The organism is Sphingomonas sp. ERG5, from assembly GCF_000803065.1.
GTDB lineage: Bacteria > Pseudomonadota > Alphaproteobacteria > Sphingomonadales > Sphingomonadaceae > Sphingomonas.
The window spans coordinates 68,227-94,174 of sequence record NZ_JSXI01000074.1; the positions used below are offsets into that span (position 1 = coordinate 68,227).

Below are 25,948 nucleotides of genomic sequence, written 5' to 3' on the forward strand. Positions count from 1 at the left end.
GCCATTTGATATTGTGCTCGTCATTGTGCCATGCAGGCATAATGTTCCTGAACTTCCTCGACGAGCTCCGCGCCGCCGGCATCCCCGCCAGCATGAAGGAGCATCTCCTGCTGCTCGAGGCGCTCGACGCGGACGTGATCGACCGTACGCCGGAGGATTTCTATTATCTCTCACGCGCCGTGTACGTGAAGGACGAAGGCCTGCTCGATCGCTTCGATCAGGTTTTCTCCAAGGTGTTCAAGGGCATCGCCACGACGTTCGGCCAGGCGCCGACCGATATTCCCGCTGATTGGCTCAAGGCCGTCGCGGAGAAATATCTCAGCCCCGAGGAAATGGAGGCGATCAAGTCGCTCGGTTCCTGGGACGAGATCATGGAGACGCTCAAGAAACGGCTCGAGGAGCAGCAGGGCCGGCATCAGGGCGGCAATAAATGGGTCGGGACGGGTGGCACCTCACCCTATGGCAATAGCGGCTATAACCCCGAGGGCGTGCGCATCGGCGGCGAGAGCAAGCACAAGCGCGCGCTGAAAGTATGGGACCAGCGCGACTTCAAGAATCTCGACAACACGCGCGAACTCGGCACACGCAACATCAAGATCGCGCTGCGTCGCCTGCGCAAGTTCGCGCGCGAAGGCGCCGCCGACGAACTCGATATCGACGCGACGATCGACGGCACCGCACGCCAGGGCTGGCTTGACGTGGTGATGCGCGCCGAACGCCGCAATGCGGTCAAATTGCTGCTGTTCCTCGATGTCGGCGGATCGATGGATCCCTGGGTGAAGCTGTGCGAGGAACTCTTCTCGGCCGCCACGACCGAATTCAAGAATCTCGAATTCTTCTACTTCCACAATTGCCCGTACGAAGGCGTGTGGAAGGACAATAAGCGCCGCTTCACCGAGCGCACGCCGATGTGGGACGTGCTGCACAAATTCGGCCATGACTATAAGCTCGTCTTTGTCGGCGACGCATCGATGAGCCTGTACGAGATCACCCATCCCGGGGGTTCGGTCGAGCATTTCAACGAGGAATCGGGCGCGGTGTGGATGCATCGCATGACCACCACCTACCCGGCCGCGGTGTGGCTCAATCCAATCCCGGAACAGCAATGGGGCTATTCGCAAAGCGTGCGCATCATCCGGGAGTTGATGAACGACCGCATGTATCCACTGACGCTGGCCGGGCTGGACGACGGGATGCGCGAGCTGACGCGGAAGCGATAGGTCAGGACAACGATGCGCTGGCTCGACAAGCTGCTGGGCAAGAAGCCGGAAATACGCGGATCGGACGAGCCGCTTGTGCCGCATCCCATCCCGGCACTGGTGACGATTCTGCATCGCCTCGAGCAGGACAAAGGCACGCCTCTCACCGAAGCCGAAGTGGTCAGTGCTCGAGATCAGGCCGTGTGTATAATGCTGCCGGTTTCAAAGGCGGCACAACTGGCCGAAAAACGCGGCTATGATGATGTCGATTTGGAGAATGTCTGGGAAAGCTGGTGCCAATATCGCACGCAAATCACCACCGACGGAGAATGACCGTCTGTGCTGTCTGTAAATGAAACCAATCAACGCCAGATCAGGCGTTCAACGCCTCGAGCTTGGCTTGAAACATCTGCGCCAGCGCCAGCCTTCGATTGCGTGCTTCAATGGTCACCGCCGTCCGCGCCGCGGCATGTTCCTGCATTGCCCGCCGCGCATAATAATGAAGATTGGATTCCATCGAAATTCGTCCCCGCAAACGACTTCCCTGTCGCCAGCGTAATGCTACAGATGTATTACCAATTATAATATTTTGGGCCGGAATGTCGTGAATCCACGCCGAATGGTTGTGGGCCAGGTCAATAAAGCAGGAATCGCTGCCGTTCCGCGGTCCACGCGGCCTCATCCGGGCCGGTAAGCGTATCCAGATCGCGCGACTCGGCAGCGGCATCATCGACCCAGTCGCGCAACCCCGGCCCGGCATTGATCACATCGATCGCGAGCTTGCCGAATTCATATTCGTACGGGAAATCGCGCCACAGATCATAAGCCGGATAGAACCGCCGGATCGCCTTGAAACCCAGCGCCTGCACCCGCCAGGGCCTGAACGCCTGATGGTCGTACCCCGGTCCCTCGGCATGGATGAACACGCCGCTGCACAATTGGCCGACATGTTTATGGAAGGTCGGCTGGAACCAGATGTCGCGCAATGTGCAACCGGCCAGCCATGCCGGTGCGAAACGGCGCATTTCGGCGATTACCGCCCGCGCGTCGATATCGGGTGCGCCGAACAATTCGAGTGGCCGCGTCGTGCCGCGCCCCTCTGACAGGGTCGTCCCCTCAAGCATCACCGTACCGGCATAGGCACGCGCCATGTTGATATTGGCGGCGTTGGGGCTTGGGTTGATCCACACGCGATCCGCCGGCCAGCCAAAGCCGGGCGCGGCATCGGGCTCCCACCCCTCCATCGCGATCACGCGATAGTCCACATCGAGCTTGAAGTGATCGATGAACCAGTGCCCGAGTTCGCCCAATGTCAGGCCATGCCGCATCGGCATCGGCCCTGCCCCGACAAAGCTCTCCCAACCCGGAAGCAGGGTCAGCCCCTCAACCGGGCGCCCCGCCGGATTGGGGCGATCGAGCACCCAGACCGCCTTGCCATGCTCGGCCGCGGCCTCAAGCACGTAAAGCAACGTCGTGACGAAGGTGTAGATGCGGCACCCGACATCCTGCAGGTCGACCAGCATCACGTCGAACGTGCCCATCGACTGCCCGGTCGGCCGGCGCACTTCGCCGTACAGGCTGAACACCGGCATGCCGTAAGTCGGGTCAGTGAAGTCGGGCGACTCCATCATATTGTCCTGCAGGTCGCCGCGCACGCCATGCTGCGGCCCGAACACCGCGGAGACGTTGAGACCGCTTGCGACCAGCGCATCGATCGAATGCGTCAGGTCGGCGGTGACCGAGGCAGGATGCGCGAGCAGCGCGACACGCTTGCCCTCAAGGGGTTTACGCAGTGCGGGGTCGGCGAGGAGCCGATCGAGACCGAATTTCATGCGGCCGTCGGTGCCGCGAGGTCGGCGGTAAAGCAATCCCGGTTGTGGAAATCGGGTACTTCGGACGTGTCGGTCGGATGTGCGAGCGCCCAGAAGGATTTGCTGCCATCCTTCGCCTCGATCACGGCGGTCAGGCCGACCTGCCACACAGCGCCGTCGGCGAGCAAAGGCAAAGTGAGCGACACTGTCAGCTCGGCGGTATCGGGCGTCATGCGCCATCCTTCATTCTCGTAATGCGCGGTTTGCGAATTGCGCATCCCGGCGCGATAGCCATGGAATTCATAGATCGCCCATCTGCCCGAAGGCGAGGCGTTGAGCTCGGTATAGTCGTCGCCCTCGCCGGGTGCGATGAATGCCTCGAAGCAGCTATGCTGCCAGAGATTATCGGCAAAGGCCGGGTCGGCCGGTGCGGGCCATAGGACGGCATCGATCGCGCCGATGGCACGGTAGCGGAGAGTCAGCAGATCGCGCGACGGCCGATCGGCGGTGACCGTTACGCTGTCCAGGGGGCCGCGAGGCAAGGCGGGATGCGGGATCAACACCCACTCCTGCTTCCCCGGCGAAGGCCGGGGTCCAGTCGCGATGTCACTCATGATTGGGCGATCCGATCGTACAGATCGTCCCAATCCGGGTTGAGTCCCTCGATCTCGCGCACTTTCCATGTGCGTTTCCAGTCTTTCATGCGGAACTCCCGAACACGCGCCGATTCCAGATCACCGTGAACCTCGTACCAAACGAGCAAGCGGCAATCATATTTTTTCGTAAACCCTTCAATCACACCTTCCCGATGCTCCCATGCTCTTCGCACAAGGTCATTGGTCGAGCCCAGATAGATCGTACCGTTGCGTGCACTCGCCATGATGTAAACATAGGCTTGTTCATCCACACCACGGCCTTTCCGACTGGGCCAGCATCGGGTTGAACATGCCCCGCATGTTCAAGGATCGCCCGGGGGACGATCCGACCCCATGCTCCTTCGCCGGGGAAGGTAAAAAGTGGGGCACTGGCAAATTGCGCGAGAAATCGCTATGTGCCGCGCTTCCCATGGCAACAATCCTCCCCACCCCGCCGAAAATCGGCATGGTTTCGCTCGGCTGTCCCAAGAATCTGGTCGACAGCGAACGCATCCTGACCAAGCTCCGTTCCGACGGCTATGCCATGTCGCCCGACTATGCCGGCGCGGACGTGGTGCTGGTCAACACCTGCGGCTTTCTCGATTCCGCCAAGGAAGAGAGTCTGGAGGCGATCGGCGAAGCGATCGCGGAGAATGGCCGGGTCATCGTCACCGGGTGCATGGGCAAGGAAGCGGAGATGATCCGCCTGCGCTTCCCCAATGTCCTCGCCGTCACTGGCGCGCACCAATATGAGGAAGTCGTCGGCGCGGTGCATGACGCAGCGCCGATGCCGCCCAGCGCCTTTCTCAACCTGGTACCGGAAAGCGGCCTGAAGCTCACCCCGCGCCACTACAGCTATCTGAAGATTTCCGAAGGCTGCAACCATCGCTGCGCCTTTTGCATCATCCCGTCGCTGCGCGGCGACCTGGTCAGCCGCCGCCCCGACGCGATCCTGCGCGAAGCCGAAAAACTGATCGAGGCGGGCACCAGGGAATTGCTGGTGATCAGCCAGGACACGTCGGCGTATGGTGTCGATATCCGCCACCAGCCGCGCCAGTGGAAGGGCGAGGAAGTCCGCGCGCACATGACCGACCTGTCGCGCGAACTGGGCAAGCTCGGCGCGTGGGTGCGGTTGCACTATGTCTATCCCTATCCGCACGTCGATCAGGTCATCCCGCTGATGGCGGAAGGGCTGATCCTTCCCTATCTCGACATCCCGTTCCAGCATGCCAGCCGCAATGTGCTCAAGCTGATGAAGCGCCCGGCCAACGAGGCCAAGGTGCTTGAGCGCGTCAAGAACTGGCGCACCATCGCGCCCGATATCGCGATCCGCTCGACCTTCGTGGTCGGCTTCCCGGGCGAAACCGAGGATGATTTCAAATATCTGATGGACTGGCTGGAAGAAGCGCAGCTCGACCGCGTCGGCGCGTTCCGTTTCGAACCGGTCGAAGGCGCCGCAGCCAACGCCCTGCCCGACCAGGTGCCCGAAGAGATCAAGGAAGAGCGTTACGCCCGGCTGATGGAACTGACCGCGCGAATTTCCGCCGACAAGCTGCAGGCGAAGATCGGCCGCACGCTCGACGTGATCATCGATGCGGTGGACGAAGACGGCGCGACAGGCAGATCAAAGGCCGATGCGCCGGAGATCGACGGCGAAGTGCATCTCCGCGATGCGGGTCACCTGAAGCAGGGCGATATCGTCAGCGTCGAGATCGAGGATGCCGACGAACACGACCTGTTCGGGGTGCCGGTCTAGGGGCTTGGAAGCCCGCCCCTTCCGTTCGTTTCGAGCGCAGTCGAGAAACTCTGCGCAGCGCCTGTGGCCTGTTTCTCGACTGCGCTCGAAGCGAACGGGCGGAGGTGGATCAACCCTGTTCGAAAGCACGCTGGCTATCGACGTCGCATTTCACGATTTCGGCAAGGCATAGGCCACGACGGAATCCCCGATCGGTGTCTCCATGAAGTGATGGCCGCCGGCCATGATCACGAGATATTCGCGGCCGCCCTGTTCATAGACCATCGGCGTCGCCTGCCCGCCGGCCGGCAGCACGTCGGACCACACGACCTTGCCGGTGCGCAGGTCGATCGCGCGGATCAGATTGTCGGTCGCCGCCGCCACGAACACCAGCCCGCCCGCCGTCACCACCGATCCGCCATTATTGGGCGTGCCGATGTTGATCGGCAGCATCGACGGGATGCCGAACGGACCATTGGTCCGCGCGGTGCCGAGCGGGCGGTCCCAGATCGTCTTGCCGGTGCGGATATCGATCGCGCGGATTCCGCCATAGGGCGGCTGCTTGCACAACAGGCCAGTGAACTTCATCCGCCAGCCGGCATTGACGTCGACGGCATAGGGCGTGCCCGCCTGCGGATCGCCCGCCCCTTCCGCGCCGGGAGTCGGACCGCCGGCCTGTTCGCGCGTCTTCCAGCCGCGCTGGTCGGCGATCTTGCGCGGCACCAGCCGGACATGGTTGGGCATATCGTTGTAATTGGCGATGATCACGCCGCGCTGCGGGTCAACCGCGATGCCACCCCAGTCGCTGCCGCCATTATAGCCGGGATATTCGACGGTATATCTGCCGGTCTCCGGCGGGGTGAAATAACCGGCATAGCGCGCCTGGCGAAACTGGATGCGACAGATCATCTGATCGATCGGCGACATGCCCCACATGTCGCGCTCGGTCAGCCGGTCCTTGCGCAGCGTATGCCAGAGCGAGACGATCTGCGTCGGAGCACGCTCGGTCGGCTCGATCCCGCCGCCGGGGGCCTTGATCGTCCCGATCGGCGTCAATGGCCGGCCGGTACGCCGGTCGAGCACATAGATGTCACCCTGTTTCGATGGCAGCACCAGCGCGGGCACGCCCGAATAATCGATCAGGGTCGCCTGACTGCCAAGGTCATAGTCCCACACATCTTTCTTCACTGTCTGGAACGACCATCGCGGCTTGCCCGTCGCGACATCGATCGCAACCAGCGAATTGGCGAAGCTGTTCTCGATCGGTGTGCGCAGCGAGCTCCAGTAATCGACTGCGGAATTGCCCAGCGGCAGGTAAACCAGGCCCAAAGCTTCATCGCCGGAGGCGGTGGTCCACATATTGGGCGTGCCGCGCGACCATTGCTGGCCCGCCGGCGGCGCGCCGGTCCATTCCGGCTTGAGCATGTCCCAGCCCCAGCGCAGTGCGCCGGTGACTGCGTCATAGCCCTGGATCACGCCCGACGGCGCATAGCGTTCCTGCCCGTCGAGAATCTGATGCCCCGTGACCACCACGCCGCGCACGATGGTTGGCGCCGAGGTGATCGAAACCAGCCCGGGATAGACATTTCCCATCCCGATCTTGGTATCGACCTGGCCATTGGCCCCGAAATCCGCGCACGGCTTGCCCGTCGCCGCATCGACCGCGATCAGCCGCGCATCGAGCGTGCCCTCAATGACTCGCGTCGCACAGGCCTGGCCGACGGTCGCATTGGGCACGGCATAATAGCTCACCCCGCGACAGGCGGCGGTGTACGGGATCCACTTGTCCGGCACCTTGGGATCGAAGCGCCATTTTTCCGCGCCCGTGGCGGGATCGAGCGCCAGCATGATGCCCTTGGCCGAGCACATATACAGCGTATCGCCGACCTTTAACGGCGTCGTCTCGGCGCCATACATCTTGGCCGCATCGGGCGTCGCCGGCATGTCGCCGGTATGAGCCAGCCATGCGCGTTTCAGCTTGCCGACATTGGAAACGTTGATCTGCGCCAATGGCGAGAAGCGACGTGCGCTATAGGTCCCGCCATAGGCCGGCCAATCCGCACCGACCGTCTGCCCCGAACTGTCGGCCATGCCTGGCGATGCGGGCGCGGGCAGTCCGGCCAGCACCGGCGCTTCCGCGCCACGCGCGATCACCACGCCACCGATCAACGTTACAACAAGCACGCCGGCCACCGCGCCCAGCCCGACACGCCAGCGATTGGCGGCGCGGCTCAGCGTCGGCATCACCAGCAATACGGCAAGCAGAAGCACCAGCGGCGCGATCACGCGCGGTACCAGCGCCCAGGGATTGGTCCCGACTTCCCAGAATGCCCACAGCAAGGTGAGGACGAAGATCGCGACGTACAACCAGACGCCCAACATGCGGCTACGCGCGAGTTGGACACCCGCTGCGATCATCGCGACGCCCGTCACGATATAATAAAGCGATCCGCCCAGCACCGCGAGCCATGCGCCACCAATCGCCAGGATCAACCCGATCAACCCGATCACGAACCCCAGGATCATGGCGGCCCAGCTGCGGCGATTCTGCATGATGAAATCCTCGGGCGAAAATCCTCGGGCGAACGTGCCAAGCTCAAACGAAAAGGGACAGCGTGAGTTCCCTATTCGAGAGGCGGAAAGTCGGTCGGCTGCTTCGAGCGCGACCAGGACGAGGAGCGGCGGCGCCTCAGGCACCGCCTCCCCCATTTCGACAAGCGGCTCAACCCTTGTTGCTCAGCCCTCCAATGCCGTCGACGATGCTGCCGGCAAACACGCCGCCGGCCAGTGCAGTGATCGTCGTTGCAAAGAATCCCGCCTGTCCGATCACCGGCTGGAACACCGTCGCCGCGACAATACCGCCGACGGCACCGGCAATGCTGACGATCCACCACCAGGGGTCTGGCTGCGGCGGCCGCGGTCCGCGCCACCATCCAGGCCATTTGGTTCCGCACCAGCCGATCATCGCGAAGAATGCATATTCCATGGACAACCTCCCTCCTTTTGCGTCGGGCATCGACTTATTAAGCCTTGCCCGACACTGACCATCCTCTCATTTGAGATGGATTCAACAAAAGTTAGGGCCGATCTGGTGTTTATTTACAGACGACTTGCCAGTCGCCGGCCTGATCTATTCGGTCCTGGCGACCGATTGCGGCTCGCTGCGATAATAGCAGAAAGTCAGCCATAGCGCGGTGGCGCCGAGAAGATGCCAGGCCGCATGGCCCTGCACCAGGCTGTGCGGCGTGCAGATCGCCCCATGCTGGTCGAGATTCCAGATCGTGAACGCCACCGCCTTGGTCAGGATGCCGGCAAGATAGAAACCGACCTTCACACCCGGACGGCGTGGCCGGGCGAATACCAGCTCGACGATAATCGCGGCGATCAGCAGCACGGCGAACAGCCAGCGCCGGACCTCCGGCACCGCGATCAACACCGCGACCAGCGCCGAACAGAGCAGCAGATAAAAGATGATCGCGGACCGATCGGGGATGCGCAGCCACCGGCTCAGTGCGCTGACCAGCATGAACGACCCGACCAGATACATGCCGAGCACGTCGAAGAACTGGCCCCACAGCGTCAAAGTCGCATGCAGCAGCACCGACCCGAGGCCGACCGAGATCGCGGTGACGCCGAACACGATCGCGGCGATCGGCGGCATCGCCGACGACCAGCCCTTCGCGCGCGCCAGCACGATCATCATGAAGCCGACAAAGACATAGCCCATGGATGACCAGCTATTGGCCGGCTGCACGATCAGCGTGCCGATGCGGGGAAACTCACAGAAGCAGCGTGTCGCGGTGCAAGTGGCGGGCGCGTAGGCCAACCAGTCGGGGCCAAGCAGCGATAGCAGGAGGAGAATGCCCAGCGCGGCAATTGCGGCGAGCGCGAGTGCCGTCAGCACGTGGCGCGGCGTGATGGTCTGGCTCAATATCCTGCCCCCTGTTCTTTTATCTTATCTTCCAAGGCTAGCCGCGTTGTGCGACCTCGCCAACTGCTTCCGAAATGAGCAAGCGGCAGGACCGCCCGAGATATTATTTCCGGGAAGAGCGACCATTCCAAAAGCGGCATCGATTCAACCCCGGTCGCAACCATGCCATCCGCGCCCGCGAATGCGGCCCTGACCGACCGCAATCCCGCTCTTTCTTATCCGTGAAAGAACCAATTCACCGGCAGCCTGTTTCGACTGTCGCGGGACCTGTTTTGTCACCTGTTATTACCTGTTTTCGCACCTGTTATTCCATAACAGGTAAAAGGGGCCCATCGCATTGAAATACGATCGTAATTTCCGCACCGATCTCCAACTTATCAGGCCGGGAAAAATCATGCTGCGAAAACAGGTGAAACAGGCCCGGTTCATGGGAGAATCCGGTTCCTTCTTGTGCACCGAGCGGATCGACCCGCCGCCCCTCACCAAATTCACGGGGGCTGGCAGGCAAGGCACGGCTCGTGCATCAATGCCGCTTTGACTTTACCGAGGATGCCGATGCCGCTTGGTCCTTCACTCGCTCCGTTGTTCGCCCGCCTTCTGATCGGCGTGGTGCTGACCGCCATTCCCGTCGCGCAGGCTCAGGCTCAGGCGCTGACTCCGGCCGAAACCGCACAGGTCGATACGCTCGTCACCGCGACACTGGCGAAGACCGGCGCCCCTTCGGCGTCGGTGGCGATCGTGCGGGGCGGTGAGATTGTCTTCGCCAGGGCCTATGGCAAGCAATCGGAGACGATGCCGGTGGCGAATGCCGATGCGCCGTACCAGATCGCGTCGGTCTCCAAGCAATTCACCGCCGCGGCGCTGTTGCTGCTCGAGAATGAGGGCAAGCTCAGCCTTGACGACAAGGTCTCGAAATACATTCCGGACATCACCGATGGCGACAAGATCTCGTTGCGCCAGTTGCTCAGCCATACCTCGGGCCTGCAGGATTACTGGCCGCAGGATTACAGTTTCAAGGCGATGTCGACCCCGGTGACACCGCAGGGCATCGTCGATCGCTGGGCCAAGAAGCCGCTCGATTTCGCACCGGGTACGCAGTGGCAATATTCCAACACCGGTTATGTCGTCGCGGGCATGATCGTGGAGAAACTCGCGGGCGAACCGCTGCTCGCCTATCTCGACCGCAAGATCTTCAAACCGCTCGGCATCAAGGCAATCGATCAGGACCTGGCGGTCGGCAAGGGTTATCCGCAGGGCTATGGCCGCGCCGCATTGGGGCCGGTGCGCGTGGCGACGCCCGCGGCGCATGGCTGGCTGTTCGCGGCGGGCGAATTGTCGATGAGCGCGCGCGACCTCGCCAAATGGAATGTCGCGCGGCTCAACCGGTCAATCCTGCCGCCCGAGGATTGGGCCGCACAGGAAACCGCCGTGAAGCTGACCGACGGATCGAGCAATGGCTATGGCCTGGGCGTGGCGACCGGCAACCTCAATGGCCGGCGCTATGTCGAACATAGCGGCGAAGCGGTCGGTTTTCTGAGCGAGAATATCGTCTTTCCCGATGAGAAGGCGGCGGTGACAGTTCTCGTCAACACATGGTCGGGGGATTCCTATCAGGAAATCGCCCAGGGCATCATCAAGACGGTCCTGCCCCCGCCCCCGGCCGATGCCGCCGACACCGCCGCAGCGAAAAAGATGCGTGCGGTGTTCGATCAGCTGCGCGCCGGCACGCTCGACCGCGGCCTGCTGACTGAGGATGCCGATTTCTACTTCACCCCGGACGTGCTGGCGGATTTCAGGAACAGCCTTGCCCCTCTTGGCAAGATCACCGACTTTACCCAAATGGGCAAGACGCGGTTGCGCGGCGGCTTCGTCAACCGCAATTACCGCGTCACCTTTGCCGATCGGGCCGTCGGAATCAGCACCTATTCCGAGCTCGGCGACAGCACCGGCACTGGCGGCCGGATCGAACAATTCCTCGTTGCCCAGGTACAGAAATGACTGATTTCGCCAATTTGCTTCAGCCGGATCGCGGCCAGCCGGCCCGTACCATCCATGTCGTTCATCCCACCGCGTTCGCCGACTGGCTGGCCGGTCAGCCGCCGCGCGTTCGGACCGCGGTCGCGGCGCATCGGCTGACCGGCAAGGCCGGCAACCGCGCCGTCCTGCCTGGCGACGGGGTCGAGGACTGGTCGATGCTGCTGGTGTGCGACGAGGCGGCGGGATCGCCGTGGCGGATCGCGTCGCTTGGCGAATCGCTGCCCGAGGGCACTTACCGCCTCGCGTCGGGCGAACCCGGCGCGGCGATGCTCGGCTGGCTGCTCGCGCAGCATCGTTTCGATCGTTATCGCCAGCGCGAGACGATCGGCCCGCGCATCCTGCTTACCGGCGAGCCTGCCAGGATCGAGGAAACCGTTCGCCTCGCCATCGCCACGGCGCAAGTTCGCGATCTGGTCGATACCGCCGCCGCCGATCTTGGCCCCGCCGAGCTCGAGGCCGAAGCGGCGACCCTGGCCAAGGCGCATGGCGCCACGCTGACCGTGACAAGGGGGGAGCCCCTCGCCAAGGGCTATCCGATGATCCAGGCGGTCGGCCAGGCCGCCGCCAAGGGTCGCGAGCCGCGGCTGATCGAGCTCGAATGGGGCGATCCCAAGCATCCGCGCATCGCGCTGATCGGCAAGGGCGTATGCTTCGATTCGGGTGGCCTGGACATCAAACCCAGCGCCGGCATGCGGCTGATGAAGAAGGACATGGGCGGCGCGGCACATGCGCTGGCGCTGGCCGGGCTGGTGATGGCCGCGCGGCTCAAGGTCCGCCTCCATCTGCTCATCCCGGCAGTCGAGAACAGCGTCGCCGGCAACGCCTTTCGCCCCGGCGACGTGCTTGCGACGCGCAAGGGCCTGACGGTCGAGAACACCAATACCGACGCCGAGGGCCGGCTGGTGCTGGGCGATGCGATCACCAAGGCGGCCGAAGGAGCGGCTGGGGTCGGGCCCGAACTGATCATCGACTTCGCCACGCTGACCGGCGCGGCGCGGGTCGCGCTTGGCCCTGATCTGCCCGCGACGTTCGTCAATGACGAGCCACTGGCCGAGGCGCTGTTCGCCGCGGCCGCCGAGGTCGGCGACCCGCTTTGGCGCATGCCGCTATGGGACGGTTATGACGAGCTGCTCAAGTCGGACATCGCCGACATGGTCAATGCAGCCGACAGCAGTTTCGCCGGCGCGACGACGGCGGCCCTGTTCCTGCGCCGCTTCATCCCGGCGGGAACGGCCTGGGCGCATCTCGACACGTTCGCCTGGCGGCCCTCGGCCAAAGCGGGACGCCCCAAGGGCGGTGACGCGCTGGGGCTCAGGGCAACCTGGTCGGTGCTCAAGACACGTTATAGCTGATCACCGCACGACGATCTTGCCGGTCATGCCAAAGGCCGAGTGCATGAAATGGGAGCAATGCATTTCATAAGTGCCGGGGCCGGGCGCGACCAGATGAATGTCGATCGTCTCCCCGCCCTCGAACGAGATCGCTCCCTTCGAGATCTGTCGGCGATCCGCCGGTGCGATCGCTGCGCCGGCGAAGAACGCCTTGGCGACCAGGTCATGGCTGCCGCTCGCGGTATCGGTGATGTGCAGCGTATAGGCGCGGCCATGCTCCAGCGTCACCGTCGCCGGGGTGAATTTGAAATTCGACAGGGCGATATCGATTTGCGTCGCGGGTTGATCGGCCGCCGCCACGGGCGCCGCGCCGATCAATGCAAATGCGGCAAGGGTCAGGATCGTCTTCATCATGCGACTCCGCGAAATCAGCCCCCGCGTGAAGATAGCCTATCCTAACGGCAATTACAGTGCCGCTCCCGCCGTGATGATCGGCACGAACTTCGCGGCGGTCAGGCTTGCGCCGCCGACCAGTGCGCCATCGACATCCCCGGCGCCAAGCAACTGACTGGCGTTGTCGCCCGTCACCGACCCGCCATAGAGCAACCGCACCGCATCCGCTTCGTCGCCGATCAGCGCGCGCAGCTTCGCCCGGATCGCGCCGTGCATCGCCGTCACATCCGCAACGGTCGGCGTCCGCCCGGTGCCGATCGCCCAGACCGGTTCGTACGCGATCGACAGCCACGCCGCCCCGGCGCCGTCCGGCAAGGAGCCGGCGAGTTGCCCCGTCACTACCGCCTCGGCCCGCCCCGCGTCGCGCTCATCCAATGTCTCGCCGATGCACAGGATCGCATTCAGGCCCTGACGGTGCAGCGCCTCCGCCTTGGCCTTCACCTCCGCGTCGGTTTCGTGCTGGTCGGCGCGGCGCTCGCTATGGCCGACGATCGAGAAGCCTGCGCCCGCCTCGCGGATCATCGCCGCGGAGACACAGCCGGTATGCGCGCCCTTGTCGGCGGCATGAACATCCTGCGCGCCGATCGCGAGATCGGGCCCACGTCCCGCCGCGGCGATCAGGGTCGCCGGCACGGCAATCGCGACATCGACACCCGGATGAGCCAGCGCCGCTCCGGCGATCGCGTCGAGTTCGGCCAATGCGGCGAGATCGCCGTTCATCTTCCAATTGCCCGCGATCAGCTTGCGTCGTATCATCTGCACCCTCCAAAATTCCTGCTGCCCGATAGAGCCGCCCGCCCCGACAGCACAAGCCCGACTCCGCACGCTTGAAGCGGCGGGACGCTGCCCGTAAAGCGGTGGTGATTCCGCGCGTTCAACAGATTGGTCCCCCATGCTCAGCCTTATCCGCCGCCTGATCAATTCGAAGGTCGGCCTGCTCGTCACCTTCGCCTTTCTCGCGATCATCGGGCTGGCGTTCGCGGCAGGCGATATCAACGGACTTGGTTCATCGGGGGCAAAGCTGACCGGCGATGCGGTGGCGACGGTCGGCAAGCAAAAGCTGACTGAGATCGAACTCCGAACCCGCGTGCAGAGCGAGATGGAGAATTTCCGCCAGCAGCAGCCTGGGCTCGACATGATCACTTATGTCAACAATGGCGGCCTGGAAGGCAGTCTGAACCGGACGATCGACGGCCTGGCGCTTGAGCAGTTCGGCAAGGATCAGGGCATGGTCGTCAGCAAGCGCGCCATTGACGGCCAGATTGCGAGCATCCCGTCGTTGCACGGCGTGGACGGCAAGTTCAGCCAGACACTCTATCAGCAATTGCTCGCCCAACAGCGACTGACCGACCAGCAAGTGCGCACCGACATCGCGCGCTCGATGATCGGACAGCAGCTCGTTGCGCCGACCGGCGGCGCCAATCAGGTGCCGCAGCAGCTCGCCCTGCCCTATGCCTCGCTGCTGCTCGAAAAGCGCGAGGGCCAGGTCGGCTTCATTCCGACCCAGGCGATGGGCGCGGGGGCGCCGCCGACCGATGCCGAAGTCGCCACTTTCTACAAGCGCAACATCGCGCGCTACACGGTCCCCGAGCGCCGCGTGATCCGCTACGCCGTTGTGACCCATGACCAGCTCAAGGGATCGACCGCGCCGACCGATAAGGAAATCGCCGACGCTTATCAGTCGCAGCGCGCCAAATACGCGCCGACCGAAAAACGCACGCTTGTCCAGGTCATCCTGGCCGACAAGGCATCGGCCGATGCGCTCGCCACCAAGGTGAAGGCGGGCACGCCGATCGAAACCGCCGCGCGTGCCGCCGGGCTTGAACCGGCGACGCTGACCGGGGTCGAGAAAGCCGCTTATGCCGGTCAAAGCTCCTCCGCGCTCGCCGACGCGGCCTTTGGCGCCGCCAAGGGTGCGGTGGTCGGGCCGCTGCGCTCCGCGCTCGGCTTCACGGTCATTCGCGTCGATGCGATCGAACAAGTCGCAGGCAAGACGCTCGAACAGGCCAAACCGGAATTGATCGCCGCGCTGACCAAGGAAAAGACCACCCAGGCGCTCGGCGCGATGCATGATGCAATCGACGATGCGACGTCCAAAAACGCCACGTTCGCGGAAGTCATTGCCGATCAGAAGCTGAGCGCTCAGGTCACCCCGGCCTTGCTCTCCGATGGGCGCAACCCCGACGATGCGACCGTCAAGGCGGCTCCCGACTTCCTCCCGGTCGTCGCCGCCGCTTTCGCCATGGAGCAGGGCGACAGCCCGCAACTGGTGCCAATGGACCAGGAAGGCGGCTTTGCCGTGGTCGGCCTGGACCGGGTCGTCCCCGCCGCCGCATCGGCGCTGACCCAGATCCGTCCCGTTGTCGCACGCGATTTTGCGCTCGACCGCGCGCGCGTCGCAGCGCGCAAGGTTGCGGACGATATTGTCGCCAAGATCAACAAGGGCACCCCGATCGCGCAGGCCTTTGCGGCTAGCGGGGTGAAGACGCCGCCGCTCCAGCCGATCAATTCGTCGCGCGCGCAGCTTGCCAGTGCCGGCCGCAATATCCCGCCGCCGATCGCGCTGATGTTCAGCATGTCGGAAAAGACCAGCAAGCGGCTCGAACTGGGCAATAACGAAGGCTGGGCTATCGTCTATCTGAACCATATCGAGCGCGGTAATGCCGCCAACCAGCCGAATATCGTCCAGGCAACCCGCACCGATCTCGGCAAGGTCATCGGCAATGAATATACCGCGCAGTTCATCGAGGCGGTACGCCGCCAGGTTGGCGTGAAGAAGAACGACAAGGCGATCGCCACGGTCCGGGCGGCGCTGACCGGCCAGGGCGGCGGCAATTAATCCTGGTAGTGCCGGGAACGGCTTCGATCCTGCTGGCGCGCTTGCAGCGGGCCGGCCGGCACTGGTGTGGCGCCGGCAGATCGCCGACACCGAAACGCCAGTCGCCGCGGCGCTGAAACTGATCGAACCCGGGCGCGGCGACTTCCTGCTCGAATCGGTCGAAGGCGGCGCGATCCGCGGCCGGCACAGCCTGATCGGCCTCGCACCCGACCTGGTGTTCCGCGCCGAGGGCAACCGGGCGGAGATCAACCGCCACTGGCTTTCCGATCGCGACGCCTTCGCGCCGTGCGAAGCGCCAACGCTGAATGCCTTGCGCACGCTGGTCGCCGATTGCCGCATGGACGTGCCCGCCGAACTGCCGCGCGCGCTGGCCTGCCTGGTCGGTTATTTCGGCTATGAAACCGTCGGCCTGGTAGAGAAGCTGCCCCGCCCCGACGCCGACCCGCTCGGCCTGCCCGACATGATGTTCGTGCGCCCGACCGTCATCGTGATCTTCGACCGGCTGGCTGACGCGCTGTTCCTCGTCGCGCCGGTCTGGCCCGACGCTACCCGAACGCCCGCAGCGATCGTCGCCGAAGCCGAGGAACGAATCGACATGGTGGCCGCGCGCCTGGCCAGTGCCGGGCTACCGCCACCGGTGCGCGCCGACCTCGCCGATGTCACCCTCGATCCGGTCCTGCCGCCCGGCCGCTATGGCGAGATGGTCGCGCGGGCGAAGGATTATATCGTCGCGGGCGACATCTTTCAGGTCGTCCTGGCACAGCGTTTCACCCTGCCCTTCGCACTCCCGCCGATCGAGCTTTACCGCGCGCTCCGTCGCATCAACCCGTCACCCTTCCTGTATCATCTCGACTTGCCCGGCTTCGCGCTGACTGGATCAAGCCCCGAGATCCTCGTTCGGGTCCGCGACGGCGAAGTCACCATTCGCCCGATCGCGGGTACGCGCCCACGCGGAAAAACCGCGACGGAGGACCAGACCAACCGCGCCGACCTGCTCGCCGATCCCAAGGAACGCGCCGAGCATCTCATGCTGCTCGACCTCGGCCGCAACGATGTCGGGCGCGTGGCGGATGCCGGGACGGTCACCGTCACTGACAGCTATACCGTCGAATTCTACAGCCATGTCATGCACATCGTGTCGAACGTCGTCGGCCGACTGGGCAAGGATCATGACGCGATCGACGCGATCCTCGCGGGCTTCCCGGCCGGCACGGTCAGTGGCGCGCCGAAAGTTCGCGCCTGCGAAATCATTGCCGAACTCGAATCGGAGAAGCGCGGCGCCTATGCCGGCGGCGTGGGGTATTTCTCGCCCGACGGATCAATGGACAGCTGCATCGTGCTCAGAACGGCAGTCGTGAAGGACGGCATGATGCATGTACAGGCCGGTGCGGGCATCGTTGCCGACAGCGACCCAGCCTATGAGCAGCGGGAATGCGAGGCCAAGGCCGGTGCCCTGCTCGCCGCCGCCCGCGAAGCGATCGCACGCGCAGGCGAGGCTGGTTTCGGTCAGTAACTGCGGCAGTTCCTGGGAACTGCCGCCGGACCTGCCTCAGGGAACGCTCGATTCCAGCCTTTTCTTCTCGACCTTCTCCGCTGTGTATTCGCGCAGCATCTTGGTAACGCAGCCGGTCTGGCCGCCGGTCCCGACCGGCGAGCAGGTGTTGGGCAATCCGCCGGCGACACGGCCGACTTCGTCGATCGTCGCGGCGCGGTTGACCCAGCTCTGATTCGCCGCGTCAGGCTTCGATTCGCGGAACTGTTTCGGGATGCGATAAGGCTCCTCCAGCGTCCCGCACACGACGATCTCATCGCCTGCGGCCGGCGGGCATTTCTCGCCCTTCTGGATCTGGACGTTGCGAATGCGCTTCAACGGCGTGCTGCCGTCGGTTGCCGGCTTGTCCTGGGCGATGAGCGCCGCAGGAAGGGCCAGCAACATCACTGCAATGGGAAAACGGATCATCGATTACGACTCCTGTGGCGGTATCAACGTCCGCCAACGCCAATTGCTCCACCCTGAACGATGCTCCCTCTACCCCGATTGGGGCGAAAAACGGGCGGCGTAACGAATTTGGTGCTGATACCTTAACCCAATGAACCGAGTCGCGAGCATCAGGGCCATTTTCTGCGCTATATCGTTGTTCGCTGGCGGGTGCGACGCGAGCAACGGCCCGGGCAACGCGGCCGAAGCTTCTCGACCGTATCCGACCGGGAAGCGCGATAGCTGCGAACCGATCATCTTCGACGATGTACCGATGACCGTTTGCACGGCCGACCCGACCCAACACGTCATCGAACTCGCCGAGTTGGACCGCGAGGGAAAGCCGCTGCGTGGCTTCGCCCGGCTCGAGCCGGCATTGGGAAGTCGGCGGGACCGGCTGGTGTTCGCGATGAACGCCGGCATGTTCGACGATCGCGGCTTGCCGATCGGCCTGTACGTCGAACAGGGCCGGGAATTGCAGTCGCTCAACCAGCGCGGCGGCACGGGCAATTTCTACATGAAGCCCAATGGCGTTTTCTATGGCGACGACAGCGGCTGGCACATCGCGACGGCCTCAGCCTTCGCAGCACGGCGAACTGGCGGAATCCATTTCGCGACTCAATCGGGCCCGATGCTGGTGAAGGATGGCCGTTACAATGCCGCGTTCGACGAAAATGGGCCATCGCGCTACATCCGCAACGGCGTTTGCGTCGACGGCGAAGGACGGGCCTTTTTCGCGATCAGCAACGCGCCCGTGTCATTCGGGAAATTTGCCCGGCTCTTTCGCGACCGCCTGAACTGCCCGAATGCACTGTATCTCGACGGCACGGTATCGTCGCTATGGGAGACCAAAGCGGGGCGTCGCGATGCAGGGGCACCTATCGGACCGATTGTGGTGGTGATGCAAAAGCGCTAGCGGCGCGTGCATGATCCTGGTCATCGACAATTATGACAGCTTCACCTGGAACCTGGTCCATTATCTGATGGAGCTGGGCGCCGAGGTGAAGGTCGTGCGCAACGACGCGCTGACCGCGCGTGATGCGATCGCCAGCAATGCGCAGGCATTCCTGATTTCCCCCGGCCCCTGTACACCCAATGAGGCGGGAATCAGTCTCGATCTGGTCGCGGCCTGTGCCGAGGCGCACAAACCGCTGCTTGGCGTGTGCCTGGGCCATCAGGCGATCGGCCAGCATTTCGGCGGGCACGTGGTGCGCGGCGGCCTGATGCACGGCAAGACCTCCCCGGTCAGCCATGACGGCACCGGCCTGTTCGAAGGTCTGCCCAGCCCGTTCACTGCGACGCGCTACCATTCGCTGATCGTCGAGGACATTCCCGGGGATCTGGTCGTCAACGCGACCGCTGGCGATGGATCGGTGATGGGCTTCCGCCATGCGACGCTGCCAATCCATGGCGTGCAGTTCCACCCCGAAAGCATCGCCACCGAACATGGCCATGCGATGCTGGCCAATTTTCTGCGCCTCGCCGGCATCACGGTAAAGGCGCTGGCGTGACCGTCACCAGCTTGCTGCCTGATCCGAGCACGCCGCTGTCGCATGAATCCGCAGCGCAGGCGTTTGCCGATATTCTCGATGCGCGAACGTCGGAGGAGGCAGTGGCCGACTTCCTCATCGCGCTCACCGAGCGCGGCGAGACCAGCATCGAGATCGCCGAAGCCGCCCGCGCGCTCCGCGCCCGCCTGATCCCCATCGCGGCACCAGCCGGCTCGGTGGATGTCTGCGGCACCGGTGGCGACGGGCATCATACGCTCAACGTCTCGACCGCTGTCTCACTGGTGGTCGCGGCGCGCGGTATCCCGGTCGCCAAGCATGGCAACCGGGCCGCCTCAAGCAAGGCCGGCGCCGCCGACACACTCGAAATGCTTGGTCTCGACATGGAACGCGCCGGGCGCCTGGCCGAGGCGAGCTTGCGCGACATCGGCATCGCCTTCCTCTTCGCCGGCAACCACCATCCGGCGATGAAGCGCATCACCCCGATCCGCAAGAAGATCGGCCGCCGCACCATCTTCAACCTGATGGGCCCGCTCGCCAACCCCGCACGTGTCGGACGCCAGCTGATTGGGATCGCACGGCCCGATTATACCGCCGTCTATGCCGAAGCGCTTGAGCAACTCGGCACCGAGGCCGCGCTCGTGATTTCGGGTGAGGAAGGGCTCGACGAGCTGTCCGGCGCCGGGCCGAGCATCGCGGTCAGCGTCGGCAGCCTGAAGATGCCCGCGCGCATCGCCCCCGAGGATGCCGGCCTGCCGCGCCATCCGATCGCCGCGATCCATGGCGGCGACCCAGCCTATAATGCCGCCGCGCTGCGTCGCCTGCTCGCTGGCGAAACCGGTGGTTATCGCGACGCCGTATTGCTCAACTCCGCCGCGGCCCTGATGGTCGCGGGCCATAGCGAGACATTGACCGATGGCGTGGACGCCGCCCGCGAGGCGATCGATTCCGGCCAGGCCAATGCATTGCTCGATCGCTGGATCGCCTATTCATGACTGATATTCTCGACCGTATCCTCGAAACCAAGCGCGCCGAAGTGACCGCACGCAAAGCGACCACGCCGCTCGCCGATCTCGATGCGCGGATCGCCGGGCAGACTCCGCCGCGCGGGTTCCGTGCCGCGCTCGATGCGAAAGCCGCGACCGGCCATGCGCTGATCGCCGAGATCAAAAAGGCCAGCCCGTCCAAGGGGCTGATCCGCGAAGATTTCGATCCGCCCGCCCATGCCCGCGCCTATCAGGCCGGCGGCGCGACGTGCCTGTCGGTGCTGACCGACGAGAGCTGGTTTCAGGGTGCCGATTCCTACCTGACCGCAGCGCGCGCGGTCTGCTCCTTGCCGGTGTTGCGCAAGGACTTCATGGTCGATGCCTGGCAGGTACCTGAAGCGCGTGCCATCGGTGCCGATGCGATTCTGCTCATCATGGCCGCGCTCGACGATACATTGCTTGCTGAAATCGAGGCGGCGGCAATCGAGTGTGGCATGGATGTACTGGTGGAAGTGCATGACGCGAAGGAACTCGACCGCGCGATGAAGCTCAAATCGCGGCTGATCGGCGTCAACAACCGAAACCTGCGCGACTTCACGGTCGATTTCGCGCGCACCTATGAACTGGTGTCGAAGGCGCCCGCCGATTGCACGTTCGTTGCCGAAAGCGGGCTGACGACGCGCGCCGATCTCGACGCGATGGCCGAACGGGGCGTCAAATGCTTCCTGATCGGCGAAGCATTGATGCGCCAGCGCGATATCGAGGCGGCAACCAGGGCGCTGATCGGATGACGGGCAGCGGTGAATCTCTCCGTTCGTTTCGAGCGAAGCCGAGAGACCGCCGAGCAACGCCAAGTCCCGTTTTTCGACTTTGCCCGAAACGAACAGTTAGAATGGCAATCAAATGACGAAACTCACCCATCTCGACGATGCCGGTGCCGCGCAGATGGTCGATGTTTCAGGCAAGCAAGTCACCGCACGCAAAGCGATCGCCACAGGTCGCATCACCATGTCGCACGCCGCCGCCGGCGCGATCCGCGACGGCGCCGTGACCAAGGGCGATGTGCTTGCCGTCGCGCGCGTGGCTGGAATCATGGCGGCCAAGCGCACCAGCGACCTCATTCCACTTTGCCATCCCTTGCCGCTGTCGCGCGTCGCGATCGAGCTGCGGATCGATGATAGCGGCATCGACGCCACCGCCACCGCCACCACCGACGGCAAGACCGGCGTGGAGATGGAAGCGCTGACTGCGGTCTCGGTCGCATTGCTGACCATCTATGACATGGCAAAGGCGTTGGATAAGGCCATGGTGATCGACGGCGTCAGGCTGTTGAGCAAGACCGGCGGCAAATCGGGCGGCTGGAGCGCCGGTTGAATCCCGCTGTTCCCCGCGCCTCGAATATGACAGCGATGGGTGCCATGGTTCAGTCGCCCAGCCCGCTCATTCCCGTTGCCGAAGCCCAGGCCCGGCTCTTCGACCTTGCCCCCCGGGTCGCGAGCGAAACGCTGCCGCTGCGCCTCGCGGCCGGGCGCTGGGCCGCCGGCGATATTCTGGCACGTCGTACCCAGCCAGCCGCCGACCTTTCGGCGATGGACGGCTATGCGATTCGCTTCGCCGATCTGCCCGGTCCCTTCACGCTGATCGGGGAAAGCGCCGCTGGTCGCCCCTTTGCCGGCAAGGTCGGCCCGACGGAAACGGTCCGCATCTTTACTGGCGCTGCGATGCCCGAAGGCGCCGACACGGTGATGATCCAGGAAGAAGCCGTGCGCGACGGGGCCATCGTCAGCTTGAACGGGGAAGGCCCGCGCAAATCGGGCGGTAATACGCGCCGTAAAGGCCTGGATTTCACGACCGACGATTTGCTGCTGCGACCGGGACAGCGCCTCACCCCCGCCCGGATCGCGCTTGCCGCGACCAGCGGACACGCCATGCTGCCGGTCAACCGGATGATCCGCGTCGCGATCGTCGCGACCGGCGACGAACTCGTCGCTTCCGGCAGTGAGATCATCGGGGCGCAGCTGCCTGAAAGCAATGGCGCGATGCTCGCCGCAATGCTTGCCGACTTGCCCGTTGAATTGATCGATCTCGGCATCCTGCCCGACCGGCTCGATGTGATGACCGCGGCGTTCGGTCAGGTCGATGCTGATATTCTGGTCACCACCGGCGGTGCGTCGGTCGGCGATCACGATCTCGTTCGCCCGGCGCTGGAGGCGGCCGGCGGCAGCATCGATTTCTGGCGTATCGCCCTGCGCCCGGGCAAACCGATGATGGCGGGCAGGATCGGCGGCACCGTCATGCTTGGCCTGCCCGGCAACCCGGTTTCGGCCTTTGTCACCGCGACTCTGTTCCTCCGCCCGCTCATCGCTGCGATGGGCGGTGCCGCCGATCCCCTGCCCCACATCATGCCGGCAATTCTGGGCGAAGCCCTTCCTGCCAATGATCATCGGCAGGATTATTTGCGCGCCGAAACGCGCGACGGGCGTGTCTTCGCCTCGACCATCCAGGACTCGTCGATGCTGCTCACGCTCGCGCGCGCCGATTGCCTGATCGCCCGTCCGCCTCATGCAGCTGCGGTTGCAGCCGGGGATCTGGTTGAGGTGTTGCGGGTCACTTGACAAGCATAGGGAACATTGCGACAACGTTCCCAGTCTGTTCCGACGAAGGATATACGGATGCTAACGCGCAAACAGCATGAGCTGATCTGCTTCATCAACGATCGTCTCGCCGAAAGCGGCGTGTCGCCGTCGTTCGAGGAAATGAAAGAGGCTCTCGACCTCAAGTCGAAGTCCGGTGTCCACCGCCTGATCAGTGCGCTTGAGGAACGCCAGTTCATCCGCCGCCTGCCCAACCGCGCCCGCGCGCTTGAGGTGCTGAAGATGCCGGAACGCGGCGACACGGCGCGGAAGACGCCCGCCACTGCGCCCAATATCCGCAATTTGCCCGAACCCGCCAATGACGTGATCGAGATTCCGCTGCACGGCCGTATCGCCGCTGGTGTGCCGATCGAAGCGTTCGAAGGGCATTCGATGCTCGCGGTGCCCGCCGCCTTGCTCGGCAATGGCGAACATTATGCACTTGAAGTGTCGGGCGATTCGATGGTCGAGGCAGGCATTCTCGATGGCGATTATGCGCTCATCCGTCGCGCCGACACGGCACGCGACGGGGAGATCGTCGTCGCGTTGATCGAGGACAGCGAAGCGACGCTCAAATATTTCCGCCGCGAGGGCGCGATGGTTCGGCTCGATCCGGCGAACCGCGCTTATGACGCGCAGCGTTATTCCCCCGCCCAGGTTCGTGTTCAGGGTAAGCTTGCCGGCCTGCTCCGCCGCTACGATTGATATCGACACCGGGTGTCCGCCAGGGGTGGTGATCGCCCGGACGATAGACTGTGGTGACGTTGCCAGTGGAAAGTGTGATCGCCACGCCGCCGGTCCGCGTCAGGGTCGGGCGATCAAGCTTCAGCCAGCGTGGCGTACATGCCGGCGGCAGCCGCCGCTCGGAGATCACGATGTCGGCACCCCGGCATGCCGCGATCAATTCGTCCGCCGGAACAAGATAGACGCTCCGCGTGACGAGGATGCGCCAGGTTCGTCCCCCTGCGCGTCGCTCGGCCAGGCATAGGTCGCGATTGCATCGCGCTTCGGGTTGATCGGCCAGCAATAGGGGCGTGCCGTCCACACCGCCATTCTCCGCCAGCATGTCCGACGTATAGTCGCCGACGCGGTCGCGGAGCAGCGCCAACCCACCTCGCGCCGTACGTATCGCCACATGCCGTCCGTCTCCGGTCACCAACAGGTCGGGCGCGGGCGTCATCAGCGACCAGATGCTGCCGATGATCAGCGGCACGAGCCCCAATCGCCGCCACCGCGTTCGCCATAACGCGATCCACAAGCCGCCAATCACGATCAGCGCGTAAGCGATGGCAGGCATCGCGGGCAGCGCGGCCACCGATCCCGGCAAACCCGCTGTGGTTCGAGCCAGCCATAGCAGCAGGTTAAGCGCCCCTGCCGTCAGCCACCACAGGGGCGCACCAAGGCCAACCAGATCGAGCAGCAGCGCCAGCGCCTCAAGCGGCATGACAATGAACGTCGTCCAGGGAATCGCGATGATGTTCGCCGCCGCGCCGTAGAAACCCGCCTTGTGGAAATGGAACAAGGCGATCGGCATGAGCGAGAATTCGACCAACAGCCCGGTCAGCACCAAAGATCCAAGGTTGCGGCCTAGCTTGGCGATCCAGCGCTCGTCGCGCGGCGCGAACCATGCCTTGATGCGAGGATGTTCGTGCAGCGCGATGATCGCTGTGATCGCGGCGAAGGAGAGTTGGAAACTGGGTCCCGCCAGCGATTCAGGCCAGAGCAGCAGCACGACCACTGCGCCCGCCGCGACCAGCCGCAAAGTCATCGCCTCGCGTCCCATCGCCAGCGCGACCAGCACGAGCAGCGCCGCGACACAGGATCGGATCGTCGGCACCTGCGATCCTGTCAACAGCGTGTACCCGATCGCCGCCGCGGCACCTGCCGCCGCCGCGATCAGCGGCAATCGAAAGCGCAGCGCCAGCCATGGGCTGAGTGCCAGCAGACGCAACACCACCAGCATCATCGCCGCGACCACCGCGGTGATGTGCAGCCCGCTTACCGACAGGAGATGCGCCAGACCCGAACGCCGCATCGCCTCGGCATCTTCTTCCGCAATGGCGCCTTGATCACCGGTCGCAAGCGCGCTGGCGATACCGCCGGCACTCCCTGCGACCCGCGTCTGGATGTGACGTGACAGCCGGTCGCGCAGGCCGCCTCCCTGCGCATCCCCAGATGCGATGATCGTAACCGGCGCAAATCCGCGCCCGGTGCCGCCGATCTCATCAAACCAGGCCACGCGCGCATAATCATACGCCCCCGGTACGGCGGGTTGCGGCGGCGGCATCAGCCGGGCCTGCAATCTGATCGTCGCGCCACGCGTCAACGCCGCCGGAACATCAGCTTCGGCCAGATTGACCCGTACATGGCCGGGCAGCACGGTCGTGCGACCGAACCGGTCCGCCGACTGATCGGCAACACGGATCGTCGCGAGCCGCAACCGCACCAGACCGCGCGCCGCCAACGGCTCGACCGATTCGACCCGTGCCTCGAACGTCGTAATGACCGGTCGCGTCAGCACACCCCCCGCTGCATCGCTCGCCCGCCACCAGATCAGCGATAGGCCGATCGCCATGGCCAGCGCGCCAATGCCAAGTGCGCGCTCAGCCCTGCCGCCGCGCCCGATCGCCAGCGCCAGCAAGGCCATGGCCGCCATCGCCAGCAACGCCGTGGTCCATGCCAACGGGTCGGGCAGGACCAGCCAGGCAGTGATGCCGGCCCCGATCGCCACCGGCAGCCACAGTATCAACTGATCGCGTTCCTCCTCCAACCAGTGCTCCAGCGCATCACGCACGGCCGATGCACGAGTGCCCAGGCCGATTTGAAGCGGCCAAGGTCGCGTGCTAGGGGCGTGGTCGGCTGAACTGGCCAT

24 protein-coding genes and 1 pseudogene are annotated in these 25,948 nt (G+C 64.3%); 14 read left to right on the forward strand and 11 right to left on the reverse strand.

The annotated features are described in order from the left end of the window. The first annotated feature begins 41 nt into the window (after positions 1–41). Together OO12_RS23600 and OO12_RS23605 are read left to right on the forward strand one after the other, a co-directional pair. Entirely contained in the window at positions 42–1,220 is a 1,179-nt protein-coding gene (locus OO12_RS23600; RefSeq protein ID WP_034161214.1) for a vWA domain-containing protein, read from the forward strand. A 12-nt stretch (positions 1,221–1,232) separates the two neighbouring features. Next, positions 1,233–1,532, forward strand: coding sequence for a hypothetical protein (locus OO12_RS23605; RefSeq protein WP_082006764.1), 300 nt, complete (start codon positions 1,233–1,235; stop codon positions 1,530–1,532). A 40-nt stretch (positions 1,533–1,572) separates the two neighbouring features. Here the strand turns inward: OO12_RS23605 and OO12_RS28780 are convergent, their stop codons facing one another. The 4 genes from OO12_RS28780 to OO12_RS23620 form a co-directional block, all read right to left on the reverse strand. Beyond that, positions 1,573–1,716, reverse strand: a complete 144-nt coding sequence (locus OO12_RS28780; RefSeq protein WP_160296898.1) for a hypothetical protein — start codon at positions 1,714–1,716, stop codon at positions 1,573–1,575. 118 nt (positions 1,717–1,834) lie between these two features. Continuing rightward, the gene (locus tag OO12_RS23610; protein WP_034161215.1) at positions 1,835–3,031 is read right to left on the reverse strand and encodes an exo-beta-N-acetylmuramidase NamZ family protein; all 1,197 of its coding nucleotides are present in this window, start codon (positions 3,029–3,031) and stop codon (positions 1,835–1,837) included. Next, positions 3,028–3,570 carry a DOMON-like domain-containing protein gene (locus OO12_RS23615; protein WP_152616627.1) on the reverse strand — a complete coding sequence of 181 codons (543 nt, stop codon included), beginning with the start codon at positions 3,568–3,570 and terminating at the stop codon, positions 3,028–3,030. The genes OO12_RS23610 and OO12_RS23615 overlap by 4 nt, the downstream gene beginning before the upstream one ends. Positions 3,571–3,620: 50 nt before the next feature. Continuing rightward, on the reverse strand, positions 3,621–3,917 hold the full coding sequence (locus tag OO12_RS23620; protein WP_034161216.1) for a GIY-YIG nuclease family protein: 297 nt from the start codon (positions 3,915–3,917) through the stop codon (positions 3,621–3,623). A 158-nt stretch (positions 3,918–4,075) separates the two neighbouring features. Here OO12_RS23620 and rimO point away from each other — a divergent pair, with 158 nt between their 5' ends. Continuing rightward, positions 4,076–5,401, forward strand: a complete 1,326-nt coding sequence (rimO, locus tag OO12_RS23625; protein WP_034161217.1) for a 30S ribosomal protein S12 methylthiotransferase RimO — start codon at positions 4,076–4,078, stop codon at positions 5,399–5,401. 150 nt (positions 5,402–5,551) lie between these two features. Here the strand turns inward: rimO and OO12_RS23630 are convergent, their stop codons facing one another. The 3 genes from OO12_RS23630 to OO12_RS23640 all read right to left on the reverse strand — a co-directional run bounded on the left by OO12_RS23630 (position 5,552) and on the right by OO12_RS23640 (position 9,311). Beyond that, positions 5,552–7,933, reverse strand: a complete 2,382-nt coding sequence (locus tag OO12_RS23630; RefSeq protein WP_034161218.1) for a membrane-bound PQQ-dependent dehydrogenase, glucose/quinate/shikimate family — start codon at positions 7,931–7,933, stop codon at positions 5,552–5,554. Positions 7,934–8,102: 169 nt separating this feature from the next. Next, entirely contained in the window at positions 8,103–8,366 is a 264-nt protein-coding gene (locus tag OO12_RS23635; protein ID WP_034161219.1) for a hypothetical protein, read from the reverse strand. 144 nt (positions 8,367–8,510) lie between these two features. Further along, on the reverse strand, positions 8,511–9,311 hold the full coding sequence (locus OO12_RS23640) for a ceramidase domain-containing protein (RefSeq protein ID WP_152616628.1): 801 nt from the start codon (positions 9,309–9,311) through the stop codon (positions 8,511–8,513). Positions 9,312–9,860: 549 nt separating this feature from the next. Between OO12_RS23640 and OO12_RS23645 the strand changes: the two genes are divergently transcribed. Beyond that, the gene (locus tag OO12_RS23645; protein WP_235364989.1) at positions 9,861–11,309 is read left to right on the forward strand and encodes a serine hydrolase domain-containing protein; all 1,449 of its coding nucleotides are present in this window, start codon (positions 9,861–9,863) and stop codon (positions 11,307–11,309) included. Continuing rightward, the gene (locus OO12_RS23650; RefSeq protein ID WP_034161221.1) at positions 11,306–12,700 is read left to right on the forward strand and encodes a leucyl aminopeptidase family protein; all 1,395 of its coding nucleotides are present in this window, start codon (positions 11,306–11,308) and stop codon (positions 12,698–12,700) included. The genes OO12_RS23645 and OO12_RS23650 overlap by 4 nt, the downstream gene beginning before the upstream one ends. Here OO12_RS23650 and OO12_RS23655 read toward each other — a convergent pair whose 3' ends face one another. Beyond that, positions 12,701–13,093, reverse strand: coding sequence for a cupredoxin domain-containing protein (locus OO12_RS23655; protein WP_235364990.1), 393 nt, complete (start codon positions 13,091–13,093; stop codon positions 12,701–12,703). A 51-nt stretch (positions 13,094–13,144) separates the two neighbouring features. After that, positions 13,145–13,888, reverse strand: a complete 744-nt coding sequence (tpiA, locus tag OO12_RS23660; protein WP_034161222.1) for a triose-phosphate isomerase — start codon at positions 13,886–13,888, stop codon at positions 13,145–13,147. 136 nt (positions 13,889–14,024) lie between these two features. Between tpiA and OO12_RS23665 the strand changes: the two genes are divergently transcribed. Beyond that, positions 14,025–15,971 (forward strand): peptidylprolyl isomerase, encoded by a 1,947-nt coding sequence (locus OO12_RS23665; RefSeq protein ID WP_034161223.1) that lies wholly within the window; start codon positions 14,025–14,027, stop codon positions 15,969–15,971. Next, positions 15,967–17,484: an anthranilate synthase component I gene (gene trpE, locus OO12_RS23670; protein ID WP_034161224.1), complete on the forward strand. Its 1,518-nt coding sequence runs from the start codon at positions 15,967–15,969 to the stop codon at positions 17,482–17,484. The genes OO12_RS23665 and trpE overlap by 5 nt, the downstream gene beginning before the upstream one ends. A gap of 36 nt (positions 17,485–17,520) precedes the next feature. Here the strand turns inward: trpE and OO12_RS23675 are convergent, their stop codons facing one another. Next, entirely contained in the window at positions 17,521–17,931 is a 411-nt protein-coding gene (locus OO12_RS23675; RefSeq protein WP_034161225.1) for a hypothetical protein, read from the reverse strand. Positions 17,932–18,223: 292 nt separating this feature from the next. Between OO12_RS23675 and OO12_RS23680 the strand changes: the two genes are divergently transcribed. The 7 genes from OO12_RS23680 to lexA all read left to right on the forward strand — a co-directional run bounded on the left by OO12_RS23680 (position 18,224) and on the right by lexA (position 23,781). Next, on the forward strand, positions 18,224–18,865 hold the full coding sequence (locus OO12_RS23680) for a phosphodiester glycosidase family protein (RefSeq protein WP_235364992.1): 642 nt from the start codon (positions 18,224–18,226) through the stop codon (positions 18,863–18,865). A gap of 10 nt (positions 18,866–18,875) precedes the next feature. Then, positions 18,876–19,460, forward strand: a complete 585-nt coding sequence (locus OO12_RS23685; protein ID WP_034161227.1) for an anthranilate synthase component II — start codon at positions 18,876–18,878, stop codon at positions 19,458–19,460. Beyond that, positions 19,457–20,452 (forward strand): anthranilate phosphoribosyltransferase, encoded by a 996-nt coding sequence (gene trpD / locus OO12_RS23690; protein ID WP_034161228.1) that lies wholly within the window; start codon positions 19,457–19,459, stop codon positions 20,450–20,452. Before OO12_RS23685 ends, trpD begins: the two co-directional genes overlap by 4 nt. Continuing rightward, positions 20,449–21,234: an indole-3-glycerol phosphate synthase TrpC gene (gene trpC / locus OO12_RS23695; RefSeq protein WP_034161229.1), complete on the forward strand. Its 786-nt coding sequence runs from the start codon at positions 20,449–20,451 to the stop codon at positions 21,232–21,234. The genes trpD and trpC overlap by 4 nt, the downstream gene beginning before the upstream one ends. Before the next feature lie 112 nt (positions 21,235–21,346). Further along, positions 21,347–21,817: a cyclic pyranopterin monophosphate synthase MoaC gene (gene moaC, locus OO12_RS23700; protein ID WP_034161230.1), complete on the forward strand. Its 471-nt coding sequence runs from the start codon at positions 21,347–21,349 to the stop codon at positions 21,815–21,817. Positions 21,818–21,861: 44 nt separating this feature from the next. Continuing rightward, the gene (locus OO12_RS23705; protein WP_034161319.1) at positions 21,862–23,058 is read left to right on the forward strand and encodes a molybdopterin molybdotransferase MoeA; all 1,197 of its coding nucleotides are present in this window, start codon (positions 21,862–21,864) and stop codon (positions 23,056–23,058) included. A 57-nt stretch (positions 23,059–23,115) separates the two neighbouring features. Beyond that, positions 23,116–23,781 carry a transcriptional repressor LexA gene (gene lexA, locus OO12_RS23710; RefSeq protein WP_034161231.1) on the forward strand — a complete coding sequence of 222 codons (666 nt, stop codon included), beginning with the start codon at positions 23,116–23,118 and terminating at the stop codon, positions 23,779–23,781. A gap of 19 nt (positions 23,782–23,800) precedes the next feature. On the opposite strand, the pseudogene OO12_RS23715 reads toward lexA, so the two are convergent. Beyond that, positions 23,801–25,948, reverse strand: a pseudogene (locus tag OO12_RS23715) (ComEC/Rec2 family competence protein); the annotation flags it as partial.

Bases quoted from the DNA above. Each gene is read 5' to 3' on its own strand.
- OO12_RS23600 (WP_034161214.1), top strand. From the start codon at position 42: ATGTTCCTGAACTTCCTCGACGAGCTCCGCGCCGCCGGCATCCCCGCC.
- OO12_RS23605 (WP_082006764.1), top strand. From the start codon at position 1,233: ATGCGCTGGCTCGACAAGCTGCTGGGCAAGAAGCCGGAAATACGCGGA.
- OO12_RS28780 (WP_160296898.1), bottom strand. From the start codon at position 1,716: ATGGAATCCAATCTTCATTATTATGCGCGGCGGGCAATGCAGGAACAT.
- OO12_RS23610 (WP_034161215.1), bottom strand. From the start codon at position 3,031: ATGAAATTCGGTCTCGATCGGCTCCTCGCCGACCCCGCACTGCGTAAA.
- rimO (WP_034161217.1), top strand. From the start codon at position 4,076: ATGGCAACAATCCTCCCCACCCCGCCGAAAATCGGCATGGTTTCGCTC.
- OO12_RS23630 (WP_034161218.1), bottom strand. From the start codon at position 7,933: ATGCAGAATCGCCGCAGCTGGGCCGCCATGATCCTGGGGTTCGTGATC.
- OO12_RS23635 (WP_034161219.1), bottom strand. From the start codon at position 8,366: ATGGAATATGCATTCTTCGCGATGATCGGCTGGTGCGGAACCAAATGG.
- OO12_RS23645 (WP_235364989.1), top strand. From the start codon at position 9,861: ATGCCGATGCCGCTTGGTCCTTCACTCGCTCCGTTGTTCGCCCGCCTT.
- OO12_RS23650 (WP_034161221.1), top strand. From the start codon at position 11,306: ATGACTGATTTCGCCAATTTGCTTCAGCCGGATCGCGGCCAGCCGGCC.
- OO12_RS23655 (WP_235364990.1), bottom strand. From the start codon at position 13,093: ATGATGAAGACGATCCTGACCCTTGCCGCATTTGCATTGATCGGCGCG.
- tpiA (WP_034161222.1), bottom strand. From the start codon at position 13,888: ATGATACGACGCAAGCTGATCGCGGGCAATTGGAAGATGAACGGCGAT.
- OO12_RS23665 (WP_034161223.1), top strand. From the start codon at position 14,025: ATGCTCAGCCTTATCCGCCGCCTGATCAATTCGAAGGTCGGCCTGCTC.
- OO12_RS23675 (WP_034161225.1), bottom strand. From the start codon at position 17,931: ATGATCCGTTTTCCCATTGCAGTGATGTTGCTGGCCCTTCCTGCGGCG.
- OO12_RS23680 (WP_235364992.1), top strand. From the start codon at position 18,224: ATGACCGTTTGCACGGCCGACCCGACCCAACACGTCATCGAACTCGCC.
- OO12_RS23685 (WP_034161227.1), top strand. From the start codon at position 18,876: ATGATCCTGGTCATCGACAATTATGACAGCTTCACCTGGAACCTGGTC.
- trpC (WP_034161229.1), top strand. From the start codon at position 20,449: ATGACTGATATTCTCGACCGTATCCTCGAAACCAAGCGCGCCGAAGTG.
- moaC (WP_034161230.1), top strand. From the start codon at position 21,347: ATGACGAAACTCACCCATCTCGACGATGCCGGTGCCGCGCAGATGGTC.
- OO12_RS23705 (WP_034161319.1), top strand. From the start codon at position 21,862: ATGGTTCAGTCGCCCAGCCCGCTCATTCCCGTTGCCGAAGCCCAGGCC.
- lexA (WP_034161231.1), top strand. From the start codon at position 23,116: ATGCTAACGCGCAAACAGCATGAGCTGATCTGCTTCATCAACGATCGT.